At 60.5% G+C, this 17,520-nt stretch carries 16 protein-coding genes and 2 pseudogenes; 8 read left to right on the top strand and 10 right to left on the bottom strand.

All coding sequences use genetic code 11. The features are described 5' to 3' along the window. Positions 1-330: 330 nt before the first annotated feature. A complete protein-coding gene (locus DMP03_RS00945; protein WP_152118867.1) occupies positions 331-939 on the bottom strand; it encodes a hypothetical protein in 609 nt (202 codons plus the stop codon). Then, complete coding sequence (locus DMP03_RS00940) at positions 936-1,235, bottom strand: hypothetical protein (RefSeq protein WP_152118866.1); 300 nt, start codon at positions 1,233-1,235, stop codon at positions 936-938. The genes DMP03_RS00945 and DMP03_RS00940 overlap by 4 nt, the downstream gene beginning before the upstream one ends. A 439-nt stretch (positions 1,236-1,674) precedes the next feature. Between DMP03_RS00940 and DMP03_RS00935 the strand changes: the two genes are divergently transcribed. Beyond that, a complete protein-coding gene (locus DMP03_RS00935) occupies positions 1,675-1,899 on the top strand; it encodes a helix-turn-helix domain-containing protein (protein WP_152118865.1) in 225 nt (74 codons plus the stop codon). A gap of 18 nt (positions 1,900-1,917) precedes the next feature. On the opposite strand, the gene DMP03_RS00930 is transcribed toward DMP03_RS00935, so the two are convergent. Next, the gene (locus DMP03_RS00930) at positions 1,918-3,135 is read right to left on the bottom strand and encodes a Cdc6/Cdc18 family protein (protein WP_152118864.1); all 1,218 of its coding nucleotides are present in this window, start codon (positions 3,133-3,135) and stop codon (positions 1,918-1,920) included. 1,111 nt (positions 3,136-4,246) lie between these two features. Between DMP03_RS00930 and DMP03_RS14865 the strand changes: the two are divergent. Both DMP03_RS14865 and DMP03_RS00925 read left to right on the top strand, forming a co-directional pair. Next, positions 4,247-4,342, top strand: a pseudogene (locus tag DMP03_RS14865) (surface glycoprotein); the annotation flags it as partial. A gap of 306 nt (positions 4,343-4,648) precedes the next feature. Next, a complete protein-coding gene (locus tag DMP03_RS00925; protein WP_207105366.1) occupies positions 4,649-6,928 on the top strand; it encodes a BGTF surface domain-containing protein in 2,280 nt (759 codons plus the stop codon). Between the two features lie 272 nt (positions 6,929-7,200). Here DMP03_RS00925 and DMP03_RS00920 read toward each other — a convergent pair whose 3' ends face one another. Beyond that, positions 7,201-7,989, bottom strand: coding sequence for a hypothetical protein (locus tag DMP03_RS00920; protein WP_152118862.1), 789 nt, complete (start codon positions 7,987-7,989; stop codon positions 7,201-7,203). Positions 7,990-8,338: 349 nt separating this feature from the next. Between DMP03_RS00920 and DMP03_RS14530 the strand changes: the two are divergent. Next, positions 8,339-9,094: pseudogene (locus tag DMP03_RS14530) on the top strand (DUF955 domain-containing protein); the annotation flags it as partial. Between the two features lie 125 nt (positions 9,095-9,219). Here the strand turns inward: DMP03_RS14530 and DMP03_RS00910 are convergent. The 3 genes from DMP03_RS00910 to DMP03_RS00900 all read right to left on the bottom strand — a co-directional run bounded on the left by DMP03_RS00910 (position 9,220) and on the right by DMP03_RS00900 (position 12,450). After that, positions 9,220-9,915, bottom strand: a complete 696-nt coding sequence (locus DMP03_RS00910; protein WP_152118861.1) for a nucleotidyltransferase domain-containing protein — start codon at positions 9,913-9,915, stop codon at positions 9,220-9,222. Beyond that, positions 9,912-10,583 (bottom strand): helix-turn-helix domain-containing protein, encoded by a 672-nt coding sequence (locus DMP03_RS00905; protein ID WP_152118860.1) that lies wholly within the window; start codon positions 10,581-10,583, stop codon positions 9,912-9,914. The genes DMP03_RS00910 and DMP03_RS00905 overlap by 4 nt, the downstream gene beginning before the upstream one ends. A 205-nt stretch (positions 10,584-10,788) precedes the next feature. Beyond that, complete coding sequence (locus DMP03_RS00900) at positions 10,789-12,450, bottom strand: ArsR family transcriptional regulator (protein ID WP_152118859.1); 1,662 nt, start codon at positions 12,448-12,450, stop codon at positions 10,789-10,791. 166 nt (positions 12,451-12,616) lie between these two features. Between DMP03_RS00900 and DMP03_RS00895 the strand changes: the two genes are divergently transcribed. Both DMP03_RS00895 and DMP03_RS00890 read left to right on the top strand, forming a co-directional pair. Further along, positions 12,617-12,829, top strand: a complete 213-nt coding sequence (locus DMP03_RS00895; RefSeq protein WP_152118858.1) for an aldo/keto reductase — start codon at positions 12,617-12,619, stop codon at positions 12,827-12,829. 39 nt (positions 12,830-12,868) lie between these two features. Further along, entirely contained in the window at positions 12,869-13,321 is a 453-nt protein-coding gene (locus DMP03_RS00890) for a hypothetical protein (RefSeq protein WP_152118857.1), read from the top strand. Between the two features lie 5 nt (positions 13,322-13,326). Here the strand turns inward: DMP03_RS00890 and DMP03_RS00885 are convergent, their stop codons facing one another. Further along, the gene (locus DMP03_RS00885) at positions 13,327-13,950 is read right to left on the bottom strand and encodes a hypothetical protein (protein WP_152118856.1); all 624 of its coding nucleotides are present in this window, start codon (positions 13,948-13,950) and stop codon (positions 13,327-13,329) included. Positions 13,951-14,091: 141 nt separating this feature from the next. Between DMP03_RS00885 and DMP03_RS14460 the strand changes: the two genes are divergently transcribed. Together DMP03_RS14460 and DMP03_RS00870 are read left to right on the top strand one after the other, a co-directional pair. Then, entirely contained in the window at positions 14,092-14,790 is a 699-nt protein-coding gene (locus tag DMP03_RS14460; RefSeq protein WP_197739271.1) for a CAP domain-containing protein, read from the top strand. A gap of 40 nt (positions 14,791-14,830) precedes the next feature. Beyond that, the gene (locus DMP03_RS00870) at positions 14,831-15,097 is read left to right on the top strand and encodes a hypothetical protein (RefSeq protein WP_152118853.1); all 267 of its coding nucleotides are present in this window, start codon (positions 14,831-14,833) and stop codon (positions 15,095-15,097) included. Positions 15,098-15,106: 9 nt separating this feature from the next. On the opposite strand, the gene DMP03_RS00865 is transcribed toward DMP03_RS00870, so the two are convergent. Together DMP03_RS00865 and DMP03_RS00860 are read right to left on the bottom strand one after the other, a co-directional pair. Further along, positions 15,107-16,255, bottom strand: coding sequence for a DUF5305 domain-containing protein (locus DMP03_RS00865; RefSeq protein ID WP_152118852.1), 1,149 nt, complete (start codon positions 16,253-16,255; stop codon positions 15,107-15,109). Beyond that, positions 16,255-17,385, bottom strand: coding sequence for a S26 family signal peptidase (locus DMP03_RS00860; protein ID WP_152118851.1), 1,131 nt, complete (start codon positions 17,383-17,385; stop codon positions 16,255-16,257). The genes DMP03_RS00865 and DMP03_RS00860 overlap by 1 nt, the downstream gene beginning before the upstream one ends. Positions 17,386-17,520: the final 135 nt, after the last annotated feature.

Genomic DNA, 17,520 nt, shown 5'->3' with positions numbered 1-17,520 from the left:
CTGGCGTGATAGAAGCGCTCGCAGCGAGACGACACAGACACCCCACCGTTGCATGTGAAGCGTCGATAACTGTGACAGTCCTTTAGCCGAACCGTACCTGTGGCAGACTGATCACATGATTACTCGGGTCGAATCGAATTAGCTAACCAGCGCTGCAGCACATACTGGGAGCCAACCCATCTGTGAGCTAGCTCACCACACGAAATTTGTGCGAGTGGTTACGACAGCCGACGGTGTGAAGCGTCGCCGAGCGTCGTTCCAAACAGACCCGCTAGTAACCAAGCTTTGCGTTCACACCCAATCCCCGTAATCCAAACTTCTCGACTCTGATTACTCCCGCCCTGTCGTCGTCACCTCCGCTCGTTCCCCCTCTCGACCGATTTCCCCTGTGGTGAACTGGTTCACACCACCCGTCTCCACGTGAACCTGCTCACAATCGACCAGCAGCGCCTTCTTTTTCGATGCCCCACTCGACTCCCCGCTCGTCGCGTTCCGAACACGGGCACCTGCAAGCTCTGCTGCCGCATCATCGATGAGCTCGTATGCGTACCGTCGAGAGACACCGACACAGCCACGAATCTCCGCTGCTGTCACCGCCACCGTCGAGGATTGACTGTTGTGTTTGTTCTGTGCAAAGGCACAAATCGCCGCCAACTTCTGCGCCTTCGTCGTCTTCGTGGCATCCACATCGCCGAACGCCGCCACTTGCTCTTCGACCGTCGCCAGTCGCTCTGTCTGTGTCACAACAGTCCGGTGGAACGAGCGCCCTGCGTCGGGCAACTCCCCAATCTCATCAATATCAGCATCCACTATCGCGCGAACGGTCCCTTTCAACAGCGGAATATCGCGATTCATCGCCGTGTCAAGCCGCTGTGCAAGCGCGTCCACGGTGGCTTCCAACGCATCGACGCGTTCACGAAGCGCATCTTCGTCAGTCATGGGTCGCTCCCCGCCGTCGGTGGACTGGCGTCAACAACCTCGACTTCCGTGAGACACAGCTCATGGGTTCGCGTCCGTGGCAGCGCAATGCTTCCGAGCCATGCCTGCACCAATAGTTCCGACACACCGAGCGTCGGCTCACCGATTGCCGTCGGCGCACAGTCTGTACAGTAGCACCGACGCAGATTCCACGTCTCACTGTCGGCCCCACGATAGCCGTACACCGTCACAGCCCGTCCCTCACCCAGATTAGCACCACAGCCGAGACAGACGACACGGGTACGCGAGATCCCCACTGACGCTCCTCTCAAGAGTTCGCGTGGTGCCGCCTGAACCGTCGTCGATGGTTGAGCTTGATTGTCGCCGGGTCGCTCGCGATCCCGTACCAGTTCGTCGGTCATTTACTCGCCCCCACATTGTACGTCTGGTCCGAATCGAAACACGCGAAGCACGGCAGCGTGTCACCAGTCGGGCCGTCACACCAGTCATTCTCACAGTTCTTCTGCTCAGTAGCCTTTTCAGGCAGTACGTTCGTAGTTACCATTGCTTCTCATTCCCGAGAAGCGCGGTCGGGTGCACCACCACCTGGCCACTTCTGGCCGCACGCTTCTCAAACACAGCTATGCACTCGTTTCTAATAGCTTTTACGTTGTAAATCTGTATTGAGATGCGGTCGAAAAGGCCAATATAAAAGAGGACAAATATAACGCCAGTAGACACATGACATTAGCAAAGATGGCAGACGCCGAAGATTTGGACGATCTCCACTGGTCGATTATCGAGGAGTTACGTGACGGCCGCTGCACCCCCAGTTACCTTGCGGAACAGACCGGGGAAAGCCGACAGTTAGTCTCACAGCGGTTGCGCGATCTCGTCATGGCTGGAATCGTTCAAAAGGTCCACACTGGTCTTTACGAACTCGCTGAGGATCCCCGCGACCAGACGGACTCACCAGCATAACGGCCCTCATCGCATCAGTCAGGGCTCTGTGCTTAGTCCAGGTGTTTCCTCAATGAATTGCTCGCGCACGTCTGAAACCCATTCGGGGTCAAACGTTGTTTCAATCTGTTTGACTCGCCCCTCACTACCCCGAGAGTCTATCCAGGTGTTGATGAGCCCCATCGTCTCCAAGTCAGTCAGAATCTCCCGACGTGCACGCTCGCCGACTTGCGTATCAGTGGAGGCAATTTGTGTATAGGTATCATGAAGCTGGCCACTCGTCACTGGCTGGACGAGTTCTCCTGTTCGCTGATCTCGGAGACTCGCAGCGGCGAGCAGGACTAAGAAGTGCTGTGTGGGGAGGCTGAGTAACTTCTCGCTCGTAGTGTCTTTCTCGGTGGCCTCCATACTCTCGGTAAGACATTCGATCGTCACTGCGTCAAGCCCCCGTTCGTTGGCCAACTCGCCAGCATGGCGAAACAGGGTCAGTGTCTTGCGGATATCTCCCCAGTGGTGTGCCGCTCTGCTGACACCGTTCTTGACGACATCTTCGGGACACGCGCCCTCAACGAACGCTCGCTCAAGCCGCGGGCTCAAAATCGTCAAGAGCTCAGTGTGCCCATACGGCCCGAAGAACACCGCTTCATCACTCATTGCACTCTCAACACGACTGTCCAGCCGCAGATCAACCTCCACTAACTCATTACTGATAAGCCAGGCCGACAACTGAATATCGCGTTTCAACTTCCCTTCACCACGCAACAACCGATAGAGGAAATCAGAGGGGTCGTAGTTCGCATCCTGTTTGATCTGGTCGATCTCGTCCAGAATCAGAACGGTCCACGCTGGATAGTCAGCCAACGCCTCCCAGATTCCGGTGAAGGCTCCATCCACGCCTTCGTACGCGCCGACAGACTCACCCGTCAACTCAAGATTAATCTCACGAGCGGCACTGAAAATCGACCGACACTCCTTGAGATTCACGTACTCAACGGCCACACTGTCGTGGCGAGCCGCAAACTCCTGACACACTCGGCGTGTCGTCACCGTCTTCCCGGTACCCGGTGGGCCATGAATCGTGACCGTCGGCGGGAGATACCCCTCGGTCACCCCGTTGAGCATACCCGCAATCTGGCGCTGGTGCTCGTCGCGGCCACGGATTGTATCGGGCGGTTGCAACGGGTCTAACGCCTGCTTATCCGCGAAAACACTCTCGTCAGGAGCAGTCTCCGCAAAGAGGTCGTCGTAGTCGGTCATCGGAATTTTTGTCTTGGTTCCAGCGGAACTACGAGTGTGTATGTGTACGCTGGAGGCATAAGCGGTCGGATGCCAAGGGGTACGGTCGGGAAGCCGTGTCGTCTACGTACATCCACCATCGCCGGCAGTACGACGAGAGGCGTGGCTGGCGATACCGACAGCGTAGGTGACCCACTACTGCCAAAGCACGCCCGAGACGCATGCACCGCCATGTTCATACTACCGTGGACACCCTCGATTTTCAGACCACCATCTCCTACCGGTCAGCGCAGGACAAGTGAGGCCCACATACAGCCCCACAGCCATCCTGAATCGTGACGAGAAGCCGAGAGATCAGGCCCGTCGCACAATCATCGCAAATCGACTCGTCTACTGTGAGGTGACGAGACTGAATTCATTTACTCAACAGGGGGATAAACATGACCGTAGCCGCTCGCAGCGATCACCACCGTTGGCCCACATTACCACGATACAGTGGGTTGCGGACAGCATCTCAGGTCGAGTATGCATAGGGACGTTCTAAGCCAAATCTCTTCGTAACTCACCTTCCTCCACCTCTACGCGCGTTCGCGCGTGGGAGAATGTGGATTCCAAGCGTAAGCGCCCCTATTCTCCGCATCGGGAACGCCATGCATCGTTGCACACTCAGATGATTCCGCTACGACTGGTGCCGGCAAGAGACCAGCCCGCTGGCTAGAACGCATGTTGCTGTCCAATCCGGTCGCAGCTTCGAGCTTCCAAGCTACGGAGTGTCGATATCACGGTTTGGAAGGATTAATCAACAAGAATCAGTCCTCACGCGCAAACTGGACAACGTGCGTGTGCGCGATGGATGGCCTATGCCGACACATGTGTGCCACGAAAGAACCCAGGCGAGTCGCATTGCAACCAGATCAAACACCGAGTTCGAGACAGACGACCGAATCAGAGCATGTGGAGAATTCCCGAACAACAGGCCCGCATAGCCCAATCCATGTGAACTCGTGTCAACACAAGGTATTTATCTAATACGTACCCATCTCCTCGTACCCCTACCCATGGTGGACGCTGTGTGGCGAGCGACGAACCGCGGCTCGCCGATTCAGTCTCCGCCGATTGGAATACAACAACAATGACAGACACAAACACAAAGGTTCGCAGCCTGATCCTGACGGCGCTGATGGTCGTCTCCGTCTTCGGAGGCTCCATCGCGTTTGCCGGGTCCGCTGCTGCGGCCGCCAACGGCTCCGCTTCTGTATCCGTTAACACAGAGGCAGGTGCCACTGGCACATACGAGGTATCGCTTGATGTCGGCCCCAACGAGGCCGGCTCGCTCAATGGATTTGAAGTAGACTTCAGCGCAGACGGCAACTTTGATGGCTCCGTCGCTGACGTCGGAACTAGCGACATCGAAACGTTCACTGTGGGTGGTACCACTGTCAATGACGTTTCCGGCGTTTCCAGCAGCAACAACGGTCAAACGCTGACCCTTACGGCTGGTGGAAGCTCCGCACTGAACGCTGGTGACACGATTGTGCTGAAGTTCAATGATGTGACGAACCCATCTGATGTAGAGACCTACGATGTATCCTTCGTCCAGAACCCACAGAGCTCAACGAATGCAGTAACCGGCAGCTACACAATCAGCACTTCCACGTCGCCCGTCTCTTCGGGCGACGCTGACACGACCTTCGACAGCGCTTCCATCCGCTGGCAGGGCCAGACGATGTTCGTGAAGGATAACTCCAACGCTGACCAGACGCTCGCGCTGCGACGCGTCACGGGCGACACGACGACGACCCTCGTTCGCGAGGTTACCCTTGACGGTAACGGCGAGGCTATCATCGATTCAAGTACCCTCCAGCAGGGTACCTACGTGTTCTCGGACCCGGACAGTTCGGATTTCCTCCTCTTCGGCTCCAACGGTGTCGAGACAGGTACTAACTCTGACGACGGCGTTGCTGGTGTCGAGATTGCAGAACAGAGCCTGACGATTGACCCGTCCAGTGACACGGTCACGAGCGACGGTTCCTCGGTCGACTTCGATGTTGACTCGAACCGTGGTGGTTCATACAACATCATTGTCGACTCGTCCGACTACACTGACGCTGAACTCGCATCGGTCATCACCGATGCCACGGACTACGAGTCCGATGAGAGCGGTGTCCGTGTCAGCTCGGGTCAGGGCGACACGATTACGGCAACGTTCCCATCTGACGCCAAGAACGGCGAGTTTACCCTCGACTTCAGTGTCGAAGACACGACCGCAGCTGACTCTGCAACGTTCACGGTCAGCGACCCCGCAGAGGGTCAGGTTTCCCTCGAAGAGGGTATCGTGTCCGAGGAGCGCGGTGACGTCGGTCAGATCACTGTGAACCTCGAGAACACCGACGAGGCGACGATTATCCTTGGCGGTGATAGCGTCAATTACGAAGCACAAATTGAGCTGGAAGACGGTGGCAACGGCGGTGACGCCGACGGTACAGTCACGGTCAACCTCAACACGTTCCGTGCGGACGAAGGCAGTGCAGCATTCACTCCTGCAGACACTGACGATTCGGTTACAGCATCTGCGACCAAAGATGGTCCGGGCATCATGCCTGACGGCCCGCTCGCAACCGCAGACTACGAAATCGTCCTGCAGGACTCGGCTGGTGATGACGTCGGCGTCGGCACCTTCGTGGTGACCGAACGCTCGACCGACTCGATGCAGCTCTGGACGGCAGCCGACCTGCCGACGGACGCTGATCAAGAAGCAGTCTACGATGCGCTCGAAGCGGGCGCAATCACGCAGGACTCCACCATCGCATTCCAGGACGAGCTTGTCCACCAGATCGAGGTCTCCGGCATCTACGGTGCCCTCGTTGATGAGATGGACGCCAACAACTCTGATGCCGAAGCAGCTCTTCTCGAGCTGGCTAACGGCGACGCAAGTGACCCGCTCACGCTCTCTGCAACGCAGGCAGGGAACTTCCCGAACAGTGAGCCGCTGACGGTCGACTTCAGCGAACTTGACGAGAACGGGGGCCTGAACGTTGTTGCAGACGACGCGAACAACACCGTGTTCGTTGCAGTGGACACGACGAACCTGTTCGATGACTCTGACCCGGCAGACCCAGCCCTCACCCGTGGCGGCACGGAACTGGGTGCTGGCGATGTCGAACCGGCTGACCTCCTCGGTCAGACCTTCGACGTTGAGTTCGGTGTGCTCGCACAGAGCGCGCTTGTCTCCGGTGACGAGGACGAACTCGTGACCGCTTCCTTCAGCGTGGAGGAGCGCACGGCAGAACTGAACGGTGGCGACGACATCACTGTCGAAGCCGCATCCGGTCAGGAAATCACCGGTACGACGAACGTCGCACCGGGCACGGAGATCAACATCCGCGCACGCGCGTCGGGTAGCAACCCGTTCCTGAAGACCGCCAACGGTGTCACCGTTGGTGCTGATGGAACGTTCTCCGGTACGTTCGACTTCTCGGACGTGGCCTCGGACACGACGTTCACCGTGACGGCTTCCACGAGCCAGTCCTTCGCTGAGACTGTCACTATCGACGGCACGGTTGGCGAGGCAGCGGCCACGCCGACGCCGGAGCCGGCAACGGACACGCCGACGCCGGAGCCGGCAACGGACACGCCGACTCCGACGCCGGAGCCGGCAACGGACACGCCGACGCCGGAGCCCGCGACGGACACGCCGACCGAGGGCGGTCCAACCGAGACTGAGACCTCCGGAAGCCAGCCTGGCTTCGGTGGCGCAGTCGCGATTGTTGCCCTCGCTGGCGCAGCGCTCATCGCGCTCCGCCGCGGCAACTAACGAGAGCTAACTAACCGGACCTCACCGGTTTACCAAACTGGATTTTTCTTTCGTACGCTACATCCGACAGCGATAGCACCCGCCTGTGCCCCCGATGCAGCTACTATCAGTGCTGAGTCTGCAGCGGGCGATGGTAACAACTGATACTCAGCAAACGGAGGTGGTCCTACGGCGAACCAGCAAACTGAATCTAAAGGACAGAAAGCAGCCCAACTGGCCACCGAGCTAATATCCAGCAGTGTCTAGACGAGAATTGCACATCCCGAAACCACTCACGCCAGCGTAAGTGATCGCTGAGGCAGTGGAAACGTCGCAACACTCACGTCGAGATACGACTGGTCACGCAACGACTGGAACTTCTTGCCAACCTGCCACGTGTTCTTGCGAACAGCCTCACGACTACGATTTCGAAGCGCTCCCCATTCAGTATGCGAAAACTCGTGAAACTCAGTGAAGTAGTAATCACACAGCTCAACAGGCGTCGGCTTATCGGTCGCTGGCTCATCGAAGAATTGCCGTTGGCGAGGCGTCCAACAGTCCATAATCTCGTCTTGGGCGTCGGCCGACAGCGCATCAAACTCCGCCCGTGTGTACTCCGTTGCGCGCAACGGATTCAGTGTCTCACGCGGGGGGAATGTGTTCAGCACGTGGACAATCCACTGTGCCATATGCGTGGCCGTGAGCGCCGTGAGTGTGGTCGGCGCGGCCGGATACACAGTATGTTGGAACCCAGCCACGCCATGACCACGCTCTTCGGCGAGAGTTGCTTCGGCCTGTCGACGATTCTTCCGGACGGCAGTCTTGCTTCGATCACGTAGCTGACTCCACACACGAGTTGGGACCTGTCCAAAGTTGAGCGCATAGTAATCCAGCGCTTCTGCTGGCGAGACAACGACCTCCGACGGTGCGGTGTCGGTGGCTGGTGACCCATCGGGAGTATCCACATCGGGCTGGGTCGAAAACTCGCCTGTAATCGGGCGGGGAGTCGCTACAGCCCCAGTGCGGTCAGTGTGACTGGTCGCAAAGAGTTCGAGTACCCAGCGGGCCATATGCAGTTCCATCGTGCGTAGACCGTTTTCTCACGCACACAAGAAGATGGCTACAGATGACCCAGGCGAAACGTCGCAAGCGATCGAAGCATAAGCGCGGCTAAACGAGGCCAGTCGCTTGGACTGTACAATCACATCGGTTGATCCATCAGCCGTCCCGACGTAGGACACGTCTCACACCCTACAACAACGACCGAGAGACCCGTAGAGAAACACACCTGCACCACTACAGAACAGGCAGGGAACGACGGCTCACCGGTGGAGACACCAGCAAAGAAGACTCACAGAGCAATTAGAGATGTACAATCAGTACTACGGACGATTACCCACGAGCCCGCATTTTTCGGGCTCCCTCCCAAACCACCACTCCTCTTACCGCAACACGCTCATCATCAAGCGGCAGTGTCCCGAGGCGACGCGCGTCGCGGGCTACCGAACGTGGCAGGAGGAGTTCGACCGCCACGCACAGAAGGGGAATCGGCCATTTGGATCTGTGCGCCGATCATCACGAAGCAGTGCCCGGAGTGCGAGAGCTCGCCGAGCTACCACGAAGGCAGAACGGTGAGTACGACGAGACGTCGCCCGGGGAGTGGTCCGAGGGCCTGGTCGGGTTCAAACCCGCGCCGGTGTTCGATGTCCCCCAGACTGAGGGCGAGCCGCTTCCCGAACTCGAAACCGAGGCCACTGGGGACGGCGAAGGGTTGGTGCCCGCACTCAGGGATACTGCTGATGACCTCGGCGTGATTGTGGAGACCGTCGACGCTGCCGAATGGGAGCATAGCGACGCGAAAAGATCTGTAAACATCGGAGTGGAGACAACGACCGCCCTGTCGTTGAGGCGAAAGCCGCTCGAATCAGGCCGACCTCGCAGTGACACTGATTCACGAGTACGCCCACGTGCTGTTGCATTTCGACGTCGGCGACGAACCAGAGCACGCGAAACGCGAGGTCGAAGCCGTCGCGTACATCGTCGGGCGGTATTTTCGACCTGGATACGAGCGGGTCAGCGTTCTACCTCGCCGCGTGGCAGGACGGCGATGCGGCAGGCATCCAGGAGCGTCTCGGCCGGATCAGCTCGACCGCGCAGAAGATCATCGGGACAGTCGCCGAGGGGTGAACACGCCTTCCCTGGCTGTTAACCAACGCCTGGAGGTACTTTGTCCACACTGTTCGTTAATTCGTTCGGCGTCCGACCCTGCGTGTTTCGATCGACCCCAAGACATAGTCCACCGACACTCGAGGTTATGATTCAGAATCGATTCGGCGCTGCTGGTCACGAAGGAACTTGACGACGGCATCAATATCCTGTTCGGGAACCGTTTGCTGTTCGAAGACACCTTTGAATGCGTCCGCGAAATCCTCCGACGTGAGTCGGTCGAGGACAGTCTCGATGCGACCAGCGAGCTTCTCGGACTCCCCGCGATGCAGATGAGTCGCGATCCGGTTGAAATCCGCGCCAGCAGCAAGCACCACCAGATCCCGGGAGTCTGCCTTGCGGCCACTGTGAAGTTTCACGGCAAACAGCAGCTCCCGTTCCGGAATCCTGGCTGTTACCGGGCGGCCGGTTCGTAGTTCCTCAGTGACAGAGTGCTGGGCCAGATAACGATACGACCATTCAGCTTCCGTCTGGCGACAGCCCAGCGCGTCCACCATCGCGTCGAACTGAACCGGATTCCCGATATCTTTCGTAAACCGGATAGTCCGGCCCTTGTAGAGTTCGTTTCGCTCGACATCGGCCGTTTTCTCGTAGCCGTGGTCGGTGAGAAAATCGGTGTAGTCGTCGACCGCTTGTGCCAGGATGACGACGTCGACGTCCGTGGTGAAGCGTTGATTGAACGCCGCGATTGCCCACCCACCGACGAGCACGTACGGCAGGTCAGCGTCAATGACTGCCTCCAGCGTATCCAGCAATTCATCTTCGCGTTCACCGAGGCTCATGCATTGAGACGCGGATCCTCGTGGGACGCGTCAATATCACGGTCGTACTCGTCGGCGATCATCTCCAACGCCGGCTCGTAGTTCACCCGGTACTCCAACATGTGCTCGATTGCCTCATCCAACGGAATAACCGGATTGCCGTCAACCCACTCGCGAGTGATTTCCCCACTCGTCGGGAACAACACGTACGAGACGGCCGCGTCGGAGTCGGTCGCGTCCGGCCGCTCTTCGATCCGGCTCGGAATCCCGAACTCATCGAAGAACGCCGTCCACCGTTCGACGTCCTGGTCGGCGACCTGGATAAAGATCGGATAATCGTCGTGGCCGCGGGCAATCTGATAGCCGCCGTGGGTCCAGACGTAGACGGCGTCGATTTTCGTGTACGCAAAGGGCATCCCGGCGAAGTGCGGAATGACGTAGGCGTCGTCGATCGAGGGGGGAACAGCGCGAGAGATGGCCGCGACGAGATCGTAGTAGCGATCCCTGACAGCGTACTTCTCGATGTAGATGCCGTCCTCACGCCGGATGAAGCCTGCGTCCTCCAACCGCTCGATCCAGTCGTAGACCCACGAGTAGGAGCCGTCGATCTTCTGGGCGATTCGCCGGATCGAGTCACCCGGCCGGGCCGCGACCATGATCTTCGCCGCGGTCTCGTCGACGTACTCCATCATCGTTAGTTATCGGTATCGTATCTAACAGTATTAGTCTTGTCCCCCGTATTTCCCATGACGTTATCGCTATACAGATATACTATCCTTAGCTCCGGTAGTCCGATCCGGCGCAGCATTCGAGCAGAGAGGAATTAACCAACAGAGGAGACGATTGATCGGTATTTGTTGGTTAAGTTTATCAGCGCCCGCCGAGGGGAGGGTGTCAACGGTCAGTTGAGTCAGCTCGCTGGTACGTATTGAGCCGACCGCTACGATCGACGGTGATCTGTCCTTCCTCTTCGAGCTTTCGGAGTTTGTTGTAGATCTGGTGATCGGGAAAATCCAGCTCTTCTCGGAGGTCTTCGATTGTTTTCGGGGCATCCAGCGAGACGAGGAGCGCGTTCTCGAGACAGTACGAGACGAGCCGGTCCGTGATTGGGGAGACGATATTATGCCGCTCGTCGAGGACATCGAGCGTATCGAGCACAGCAAACGAGAAGAATTGGCCAGTGCGATCTTCTTGGGTCTTGATCTCTTGGAAGATGCTCTCCCAGTCGAGGTCGGCTTGTCTGGCGATCAGTGCGGCATCTTCAAGATCGCCTTCGCGTTCCGTAATCGATTTGAACACGAAGATATCGGTCAGCGAGAGCAGATGTACGTGAAGATTGCCGTACTCGAATGACTGGTCACACCGCTCGATCATCGCCGGCGTCAGCTGGAGCTGGCCGGCGACCGCCTCCAGGAAAATATCCCAGCGCGGAAACCCTTCTTTCTCCAGCACAATACTGGGATCAAGCTGGTTGTATGCCGCTTCCAAGTCACTACGCTCCTCGTATCCCAGGTCCTGAAGCGATTCGGCGAGTGCAAAGAACGTCTGTCCGTCCTCAACGACGATGTCGACGTCTTTCGTCGAATCTTTCAACCCACGTAGAATGAGGTTGCCGCCTCCGAGAAGATACACGTCGACAGGCGTCTCCAGGTGGTCGCCAAGCTCTTCGAGCCCCCGTCGAAGGCTATCTTCTGGATGTTGGCCGCGCGGATAGACCCCATAGTCGTTCGCGAGATCGATGAATTCCTCCCACGGGAGAAAGAGCTCATCGCGGTGGACCTCCCGCTGGTCGATGTATGCAAAGAGATCTGCCCATTTTTCGACGCACTCCCACCTGTTTGCGAGCCGCCACAGGTCGCTGGCGTTGAGGGTCGCGCTGTGGGTCAGATAGAATACGCCAGCCATCGCCATCTGTTTCTTGTTCTCAGCGACGGTCACCGCATGGATCAGAACCGCCTCGAGTCCCAGCGACCGATCACCCTGATAGACGTAGGTCTTCGCTGGGTGATACTCAACACCGTAGCGAGTGAACGCCGAGAACGCAGTCGGTGTCCCATCGATGTTGGCCTTGCTCGTTGCGACCAGTCGGTCGCCGTTCGCGCGGTATTCGGTTTCGAACGGTGTCGTTCGGGTTCTCGCTTCGAGGAACGACCGAAGCGTGTCATCGGTGATAGCATACCCGTCGTCCGTGTGTGCGATCGCACCCGTCTCCTGGATCTCGTTCAAATGCTTGTAGAGCGTGGACTTGGCGAACCCCTGTGTTTGTAACTCCGAAATCGTCTTCGGACCGTCGAGCAGCGCACCCAAAATGTCCTCTTTCGTCCCGATCAGCACGTTCTCGAGTGCGTAGCGGTCGAGGAGTTCGGCAAGCAGTGATGCTTCGTATGTGGGGGCCAGTTGGACGCCGTCAGTTCGGTCTACAAGATGGGCGTTTTCGAGGTCGCCAACGACCTCCGACGTCCAGCTCTGACTCTTATCGATTGCATCGGCTAATTCGCCAACAGAGTAGGACAGATCCCGCAAACAGTCGATAACCCGTAGCTCCGCTTCTCTCATATATTCCAATTCAACCGATGTAGTTATAAATATATCGGTGAACCTGGAATACAGACACTGGACGCTCAGTGTGGGTCGTCAGGTGACATCCTCCCCGCCGTGAACGGCGGGGCTTCCCACACGGTGGGAATGCCAGTCAGTCGTCGCTGGCAGTGGGTTTCGACTCTTGGAACGTTGTGAGTGTCATCTGCGAGGGTGTCTCGCGTGGCTGGCGAGCCACGACGTGGCCGCAATTCCGAAGGCGACGAGCCGTGCCCATATCGCAGAGAACGCCCGAGCCGCTGCGCTCGATCTCGACGACGACGCCATCGAGACGTTAGATTCCATCGACCGCCGCTACCGACGCTTCGACCCCGAGGGGTCGCCGTGGACTGCGTGAGGGAGGAAGGTTTACCAGCCAGCCAGCGAATATCACGGCGTGTACCAGTCTGTCAACGAGCTGCCGGGGCGAGTCAAAAAGCGCGTGGGCTCGCTGTTGATGCCCGACGAGCAGTTCGTTACGGCAGCGACGACCACCGACGGCCTGCTCGACCGCTGGGCGACACACGTCGTCGTGACCGACCAGCGACTCCTCCTCGTGAAGGTCATCGGCCTCGAGTCGACGATTTCCGGCGTGCGATTGGACCGGCTCGACACCTACCGTGCGGCCGAGGGCGTGCTCCACCTCGAGTTCAAATACGACACCGACAGCTACGGCTTCGACGACCCCGACACGACCGAGACGCTCGTCGACGCAATCGAACAACACCGAGCCGACGGGCAGCCGGAAGAGGAAGACCCGAAACTGACGCTCCAGCCTGAGACGCAGTTGGACTCACTCGACGCAGAAACGGCCGACACCGGCATCTCGCCGGACGAGCGAACGGAGTAGCGCGGCTACGTCTCCGACCCGTTCGAGTCATCGGATGTGGACTGATTGAACTCGGTCGCCTGAAAGTTGAAATCGATACCGAGCACGTCGGAGCCGTCGGAGGCAGAGCCACCGGGGACGTTCGGCGTCTCGTTGATGTCGCGGGGGTCGCCGTTGAGCGGCTCACCGAAGCCGTCGGTCCAGTCGGTGTTGTCGACGGCGAGGTGATAGCGTCCGGCGTCGACATCTTGAAACACGTAGTCGTTGACGTTGGCGACGCCGAACAGCGAGCCGGGATTCGTGTAGCGGGCACGCCGACCCGCGAGGTAGGCTTCGAACTCTTCGTCGGACTGGAAAAACAGGAAGTCGACGCCGGGCTGGGCGTTCCCCCACCGGACGATGGCGTCATAGCGAATGGTCACCGACGTGTCGAACTCGAAATCGTACGTCTGGCGGTCGTCCCGTCGGAGTCGAAACTCGTCCTCGAAGGTTCTGACCAAACCGTCGTTGTCGTCTTGGTCCTCCTGTGACGCCGTGTGACGGAGAGCCTCCGCGAGCATCCCGGTCGCCGGGGCGACGCGGTCGGCGAGCGTGCTCCCGCCCGCGGCAACGCCAGCACTCGCGAGAAACGCGCGGCGACTGAGTGGCATACCCGAATGTCTACCCCATCGGCAATAGACGTACTGGCTACAGGAGCCGGGAGTGACGGACCCTTTAACTCGTGTGCGGGCGACCTGCGACTGTATGGCAGCGTCGCACGACCGGTCCGATCACCGCCGCGGGGGCCGCCGGTGAACAAGAATCTCCTCGCGGTCGCAGTGGTCGTGCTCGCGGTCGTCGTCGGTCTCGGCGCGACACAGCTCGGGGGTCAAGGCCCAGCTCCGTCGACGCCGGAGTCGCCGACGCCGACGGCCACACCGACTACCAACGGGACCACAACACCGACAGCGACACCGACGGACGACGGAACGGCGACACCGACGCCGACCGCGACGCCAACATCGACCCCGACGCCAGTGCCGACGCTCGATACGGTCCGTGTCGAACGAGCCGTCGAGCGGGACATCGCGGCCTTCCAGGACGACCCGACGACGGTCGGCAACGAGGCGATGAGCACCGAGGGACAGCTTCCGGCCGCGCTCTCGGCGATGGCTGAACGCCACAGCGAGCAGATGGCGACCGCCGAGCGACTCGCCCACACCATCGACGGCTCCACGACGGCCGACCGCTACGCACAGAATTCGACTATCGCGAACTGCCGGGTCGTCAACAACCAAGAGCAGTACGTCGTCGCAAAAGAGACGATGGAGGGCTTTGCCCGCGTGCCGCGTTCGGGTGCCGACCCCGCGACAGTCGGCCAGCGCCTCGTCGACCGCCTGCTCTCTGACGACCAAGCGCGTCGCACGCTGGAGTTAGAAAACGCCGAGCACATCGGCGTCGGCGTCGCCGCGAGCGGCGAGTACGTCTACGTGACGGTCGCCGTCTGTTGACCGGCACAATGCTCATTGTGAGCCACGACAACAGAGTGTCATGAGCGACGCCGACGAGCTCACCGACGCCGACGTTCGGCGAATCGTCCGCGAGGAGTTACCGAAGGCAGGCTGGTCGCTCCTCTCGACGGTGTTCTGGACGATTACAGCGCTGTTTGCTGTCCTGGTCGGGGTCCAGTTGGTCCAGATTGCACTCGCCGGTGCGGGTGTGGCAACGCTCGCGTACGGGGCCGGTGGCGTATTGGTGGTCGGGGCGAGTGTGTATCTGCTGTATCTGCTTCACTGGAAGCGGCGAGCGAGCGTCTAACGGCGCGGGTCAGGTGTCGTCGTCTGTGTCTGGCGTCTCCGTGTCGTCGGTCCCGTCGGCTCGACCCGGAACTGAAATTAGCGAACCGAGCGCCGGCGGCTGTGTCCGGGCCGGTGGCTCGTAGACGTAGTGCCGGTCGCCGTCGACGACGTGATAGCGCGTCGGTTCGGCGTCGTGGTCGGCCAACACGCCGCAGTCGCTGTCGATGGCATAATCCACCAGCGCGGCGAGCGACGACGCCGTGGATGGGGCAGACAGGTCGGCCGGCGGCGCAATCTCCGAGAGGTACTCGCGGTACTCCGCGCGGTCGCGCAGATAGGTGAGCCGGGCCGCCTCGGTCGCGGACAGCGCGAGGCGGTCGGTGTCGATCACCGAGAGCGCGACCACGCCGACCAGCCCGAACAGCAACGCTAGCGGACCGCCGACCGTCCACAGTGGCTCGTAGCTCCGCGTCACGGTTCGGGACTCGGTAATCGTCCGCTGTTGGCGACCAGTCTCCCCCTCGGAGACGGTGTACGTCGCGGTCGCGAGTCGGATGGGGAGTTCGGTCGTCCGACTCCGGCGGACCGACTGGCCCTCGATTGTTCCCTCGTAGGTCGCCGTGGTCCGAATCGCGACCGTCGTCTCGCCGGGCGTTTGCCCCACTGCGGCTTGAATCTCCTCGACGTCCTGATTGACCGCCGAGATGTTCACGCTGAACGGGAGTCGAAGGGTCTCGCCGGGAGCGACGTTCGACCGCTCGAACGAGTCGAGCGGTCGCGTTCGCTGCCAGTACGTCGTCTCGCCGTCGTCGTCAACGGCTTCGATGACGAGCGTCGAGTCGAGACTGACGGTCATCGAACCGGCCGGTGCGCCGTAGCTAAACCGGTGGCTCCCGTCGAGGACGGGCGTGATGCGCAGGAAGTACGCGTCTCGGTTCGCGAGGACGACGCCCTGCTCGAAGAGCGGGTTCTCGCGCGTGACGCTCGCCGAGTGGTCGTAGGCGGTGGTCGTCTCCCACGTGGCGACGGTGTCTTCGACCGACTCGGTCCCGGGATCGAAGTGGGCGGTGTAGGCCACGCCACCCCCGACGAGTGCGAGCACGACGACCGCCGCGAGCAGGACGGTGCTGTTGTTCACAACGGTTCGCCGGAGCGTGAGTAGAGTCTGTTCGTCCATCAGAGATACCTCCGCAGTCGACGCGCGACCGCCCCCGGTCGGTCCGCGCGTCGTCGTCGTGTTCGTCCCGTCCCCAACGTGACCCGGAAGAGACCGTAGACGACAGCCCCAATCCAGAGGTCGATAGCGATGACCGGGGCGAGGGGATGTACGACGTGCAGCCGGTCGATGACGCCGACCGGGAGTACGGCCAGATACCGCTGTTCCGACACCGTCGCTCGGTACAGCCCCGTCTCGGCCGGCGCGGACAGCGTCACGGTCGTCTGCTGTTGGCTTCGCGCCGCGGTGACGACACGCTCCGTGGCGACGCTCGCTCGCTCGCTGCCGGAGAGATAACTCACCACGGGGACGACGCCGCCGTTCGCGACCGTGTAGTTCGCCTGCTCCGAGTCCCCCTGTTCGATGACACGCGGCCCGGGGGCGTCCTGTTCGGCGCTGACGATTTCGAAGGCCGCCGCCCCGGCGGGCAGAACCATCGCGGCCGTCACGGCGACCACGACCGCGGCGGTGACGACCTGCGTAATGCGGTGGCGGTTGACGCCGACATCGCGGGCGAGGTCGCGTGCCGGAGGGCCGGTTCCCTCGGACGTGAGCGCGAGCGCTAAGCCGACGGTCAAGCCGACGGTGACGAAGCCACGGGCTGTGGCGACCGGAAGTCCGGTGGCCTGCGAGACGGGTCGGGCAGCGGTGTTGAGGACCTGCTGGGACCCGACGGCGACCGTCCCGAGTTCCGGGAGGACGAGAATCGAGCCGCCGACCTGCGGAGCGACGGCGACGATTCGCGCTCGCGTCACCGGCGGCTCGCCGCTTGCCTGGTCGGTGAACGGATTCGCGTCGCCTTTCGTCGTGAACTGCCCGCCCTGCGTCTCAACGACGCGGTGGGTCGTCAGACCGCCACCCCCGACGGTCGTCGCGCGGAACGTGACCACGTCACCCTCCTCGATTGGCCCGGCGACAGCGGCGGGTAGCGCGATGAACCCGTCACCGGGCTGGAGCGTCGGTTCCATGCTTCCGGTCTCGACGAAGCCCAAGAGCACGGGCTGGCCGAGCACCTGCCCGACGAACAGCGATGCCACCACGAGTGCGGCGAGTCCCAGACAGAGAACGCGAACGCGGTGGCCCCACGACACGGCGAACTGTTACTTGGTGTGATATTAAGCGCTGCGGAGCCACGCAGTTCGAACCCCCGGCTGCGCCACGTGGCCGGCGACGAACGAGACCGCCGCCACACCACGGCGGCGACGGCGGCCGGTTCCAGAGGCCCC

It is taken from the genome of Halosegnis rubeus (assembly GCF_009184545.1).
Classification (GTDB): domain Archaea; phylum Halobacteriota; class Halobacteria; order Halobacteriales; family Haloarculaceae; genus Halosegnis; species Halosegnis rubeus.
The sequence above is the reverse complement of the archived record's forward strand: the minus strand, read 5'-3'. Positions and strand labels throughout refer to the sequence as shown.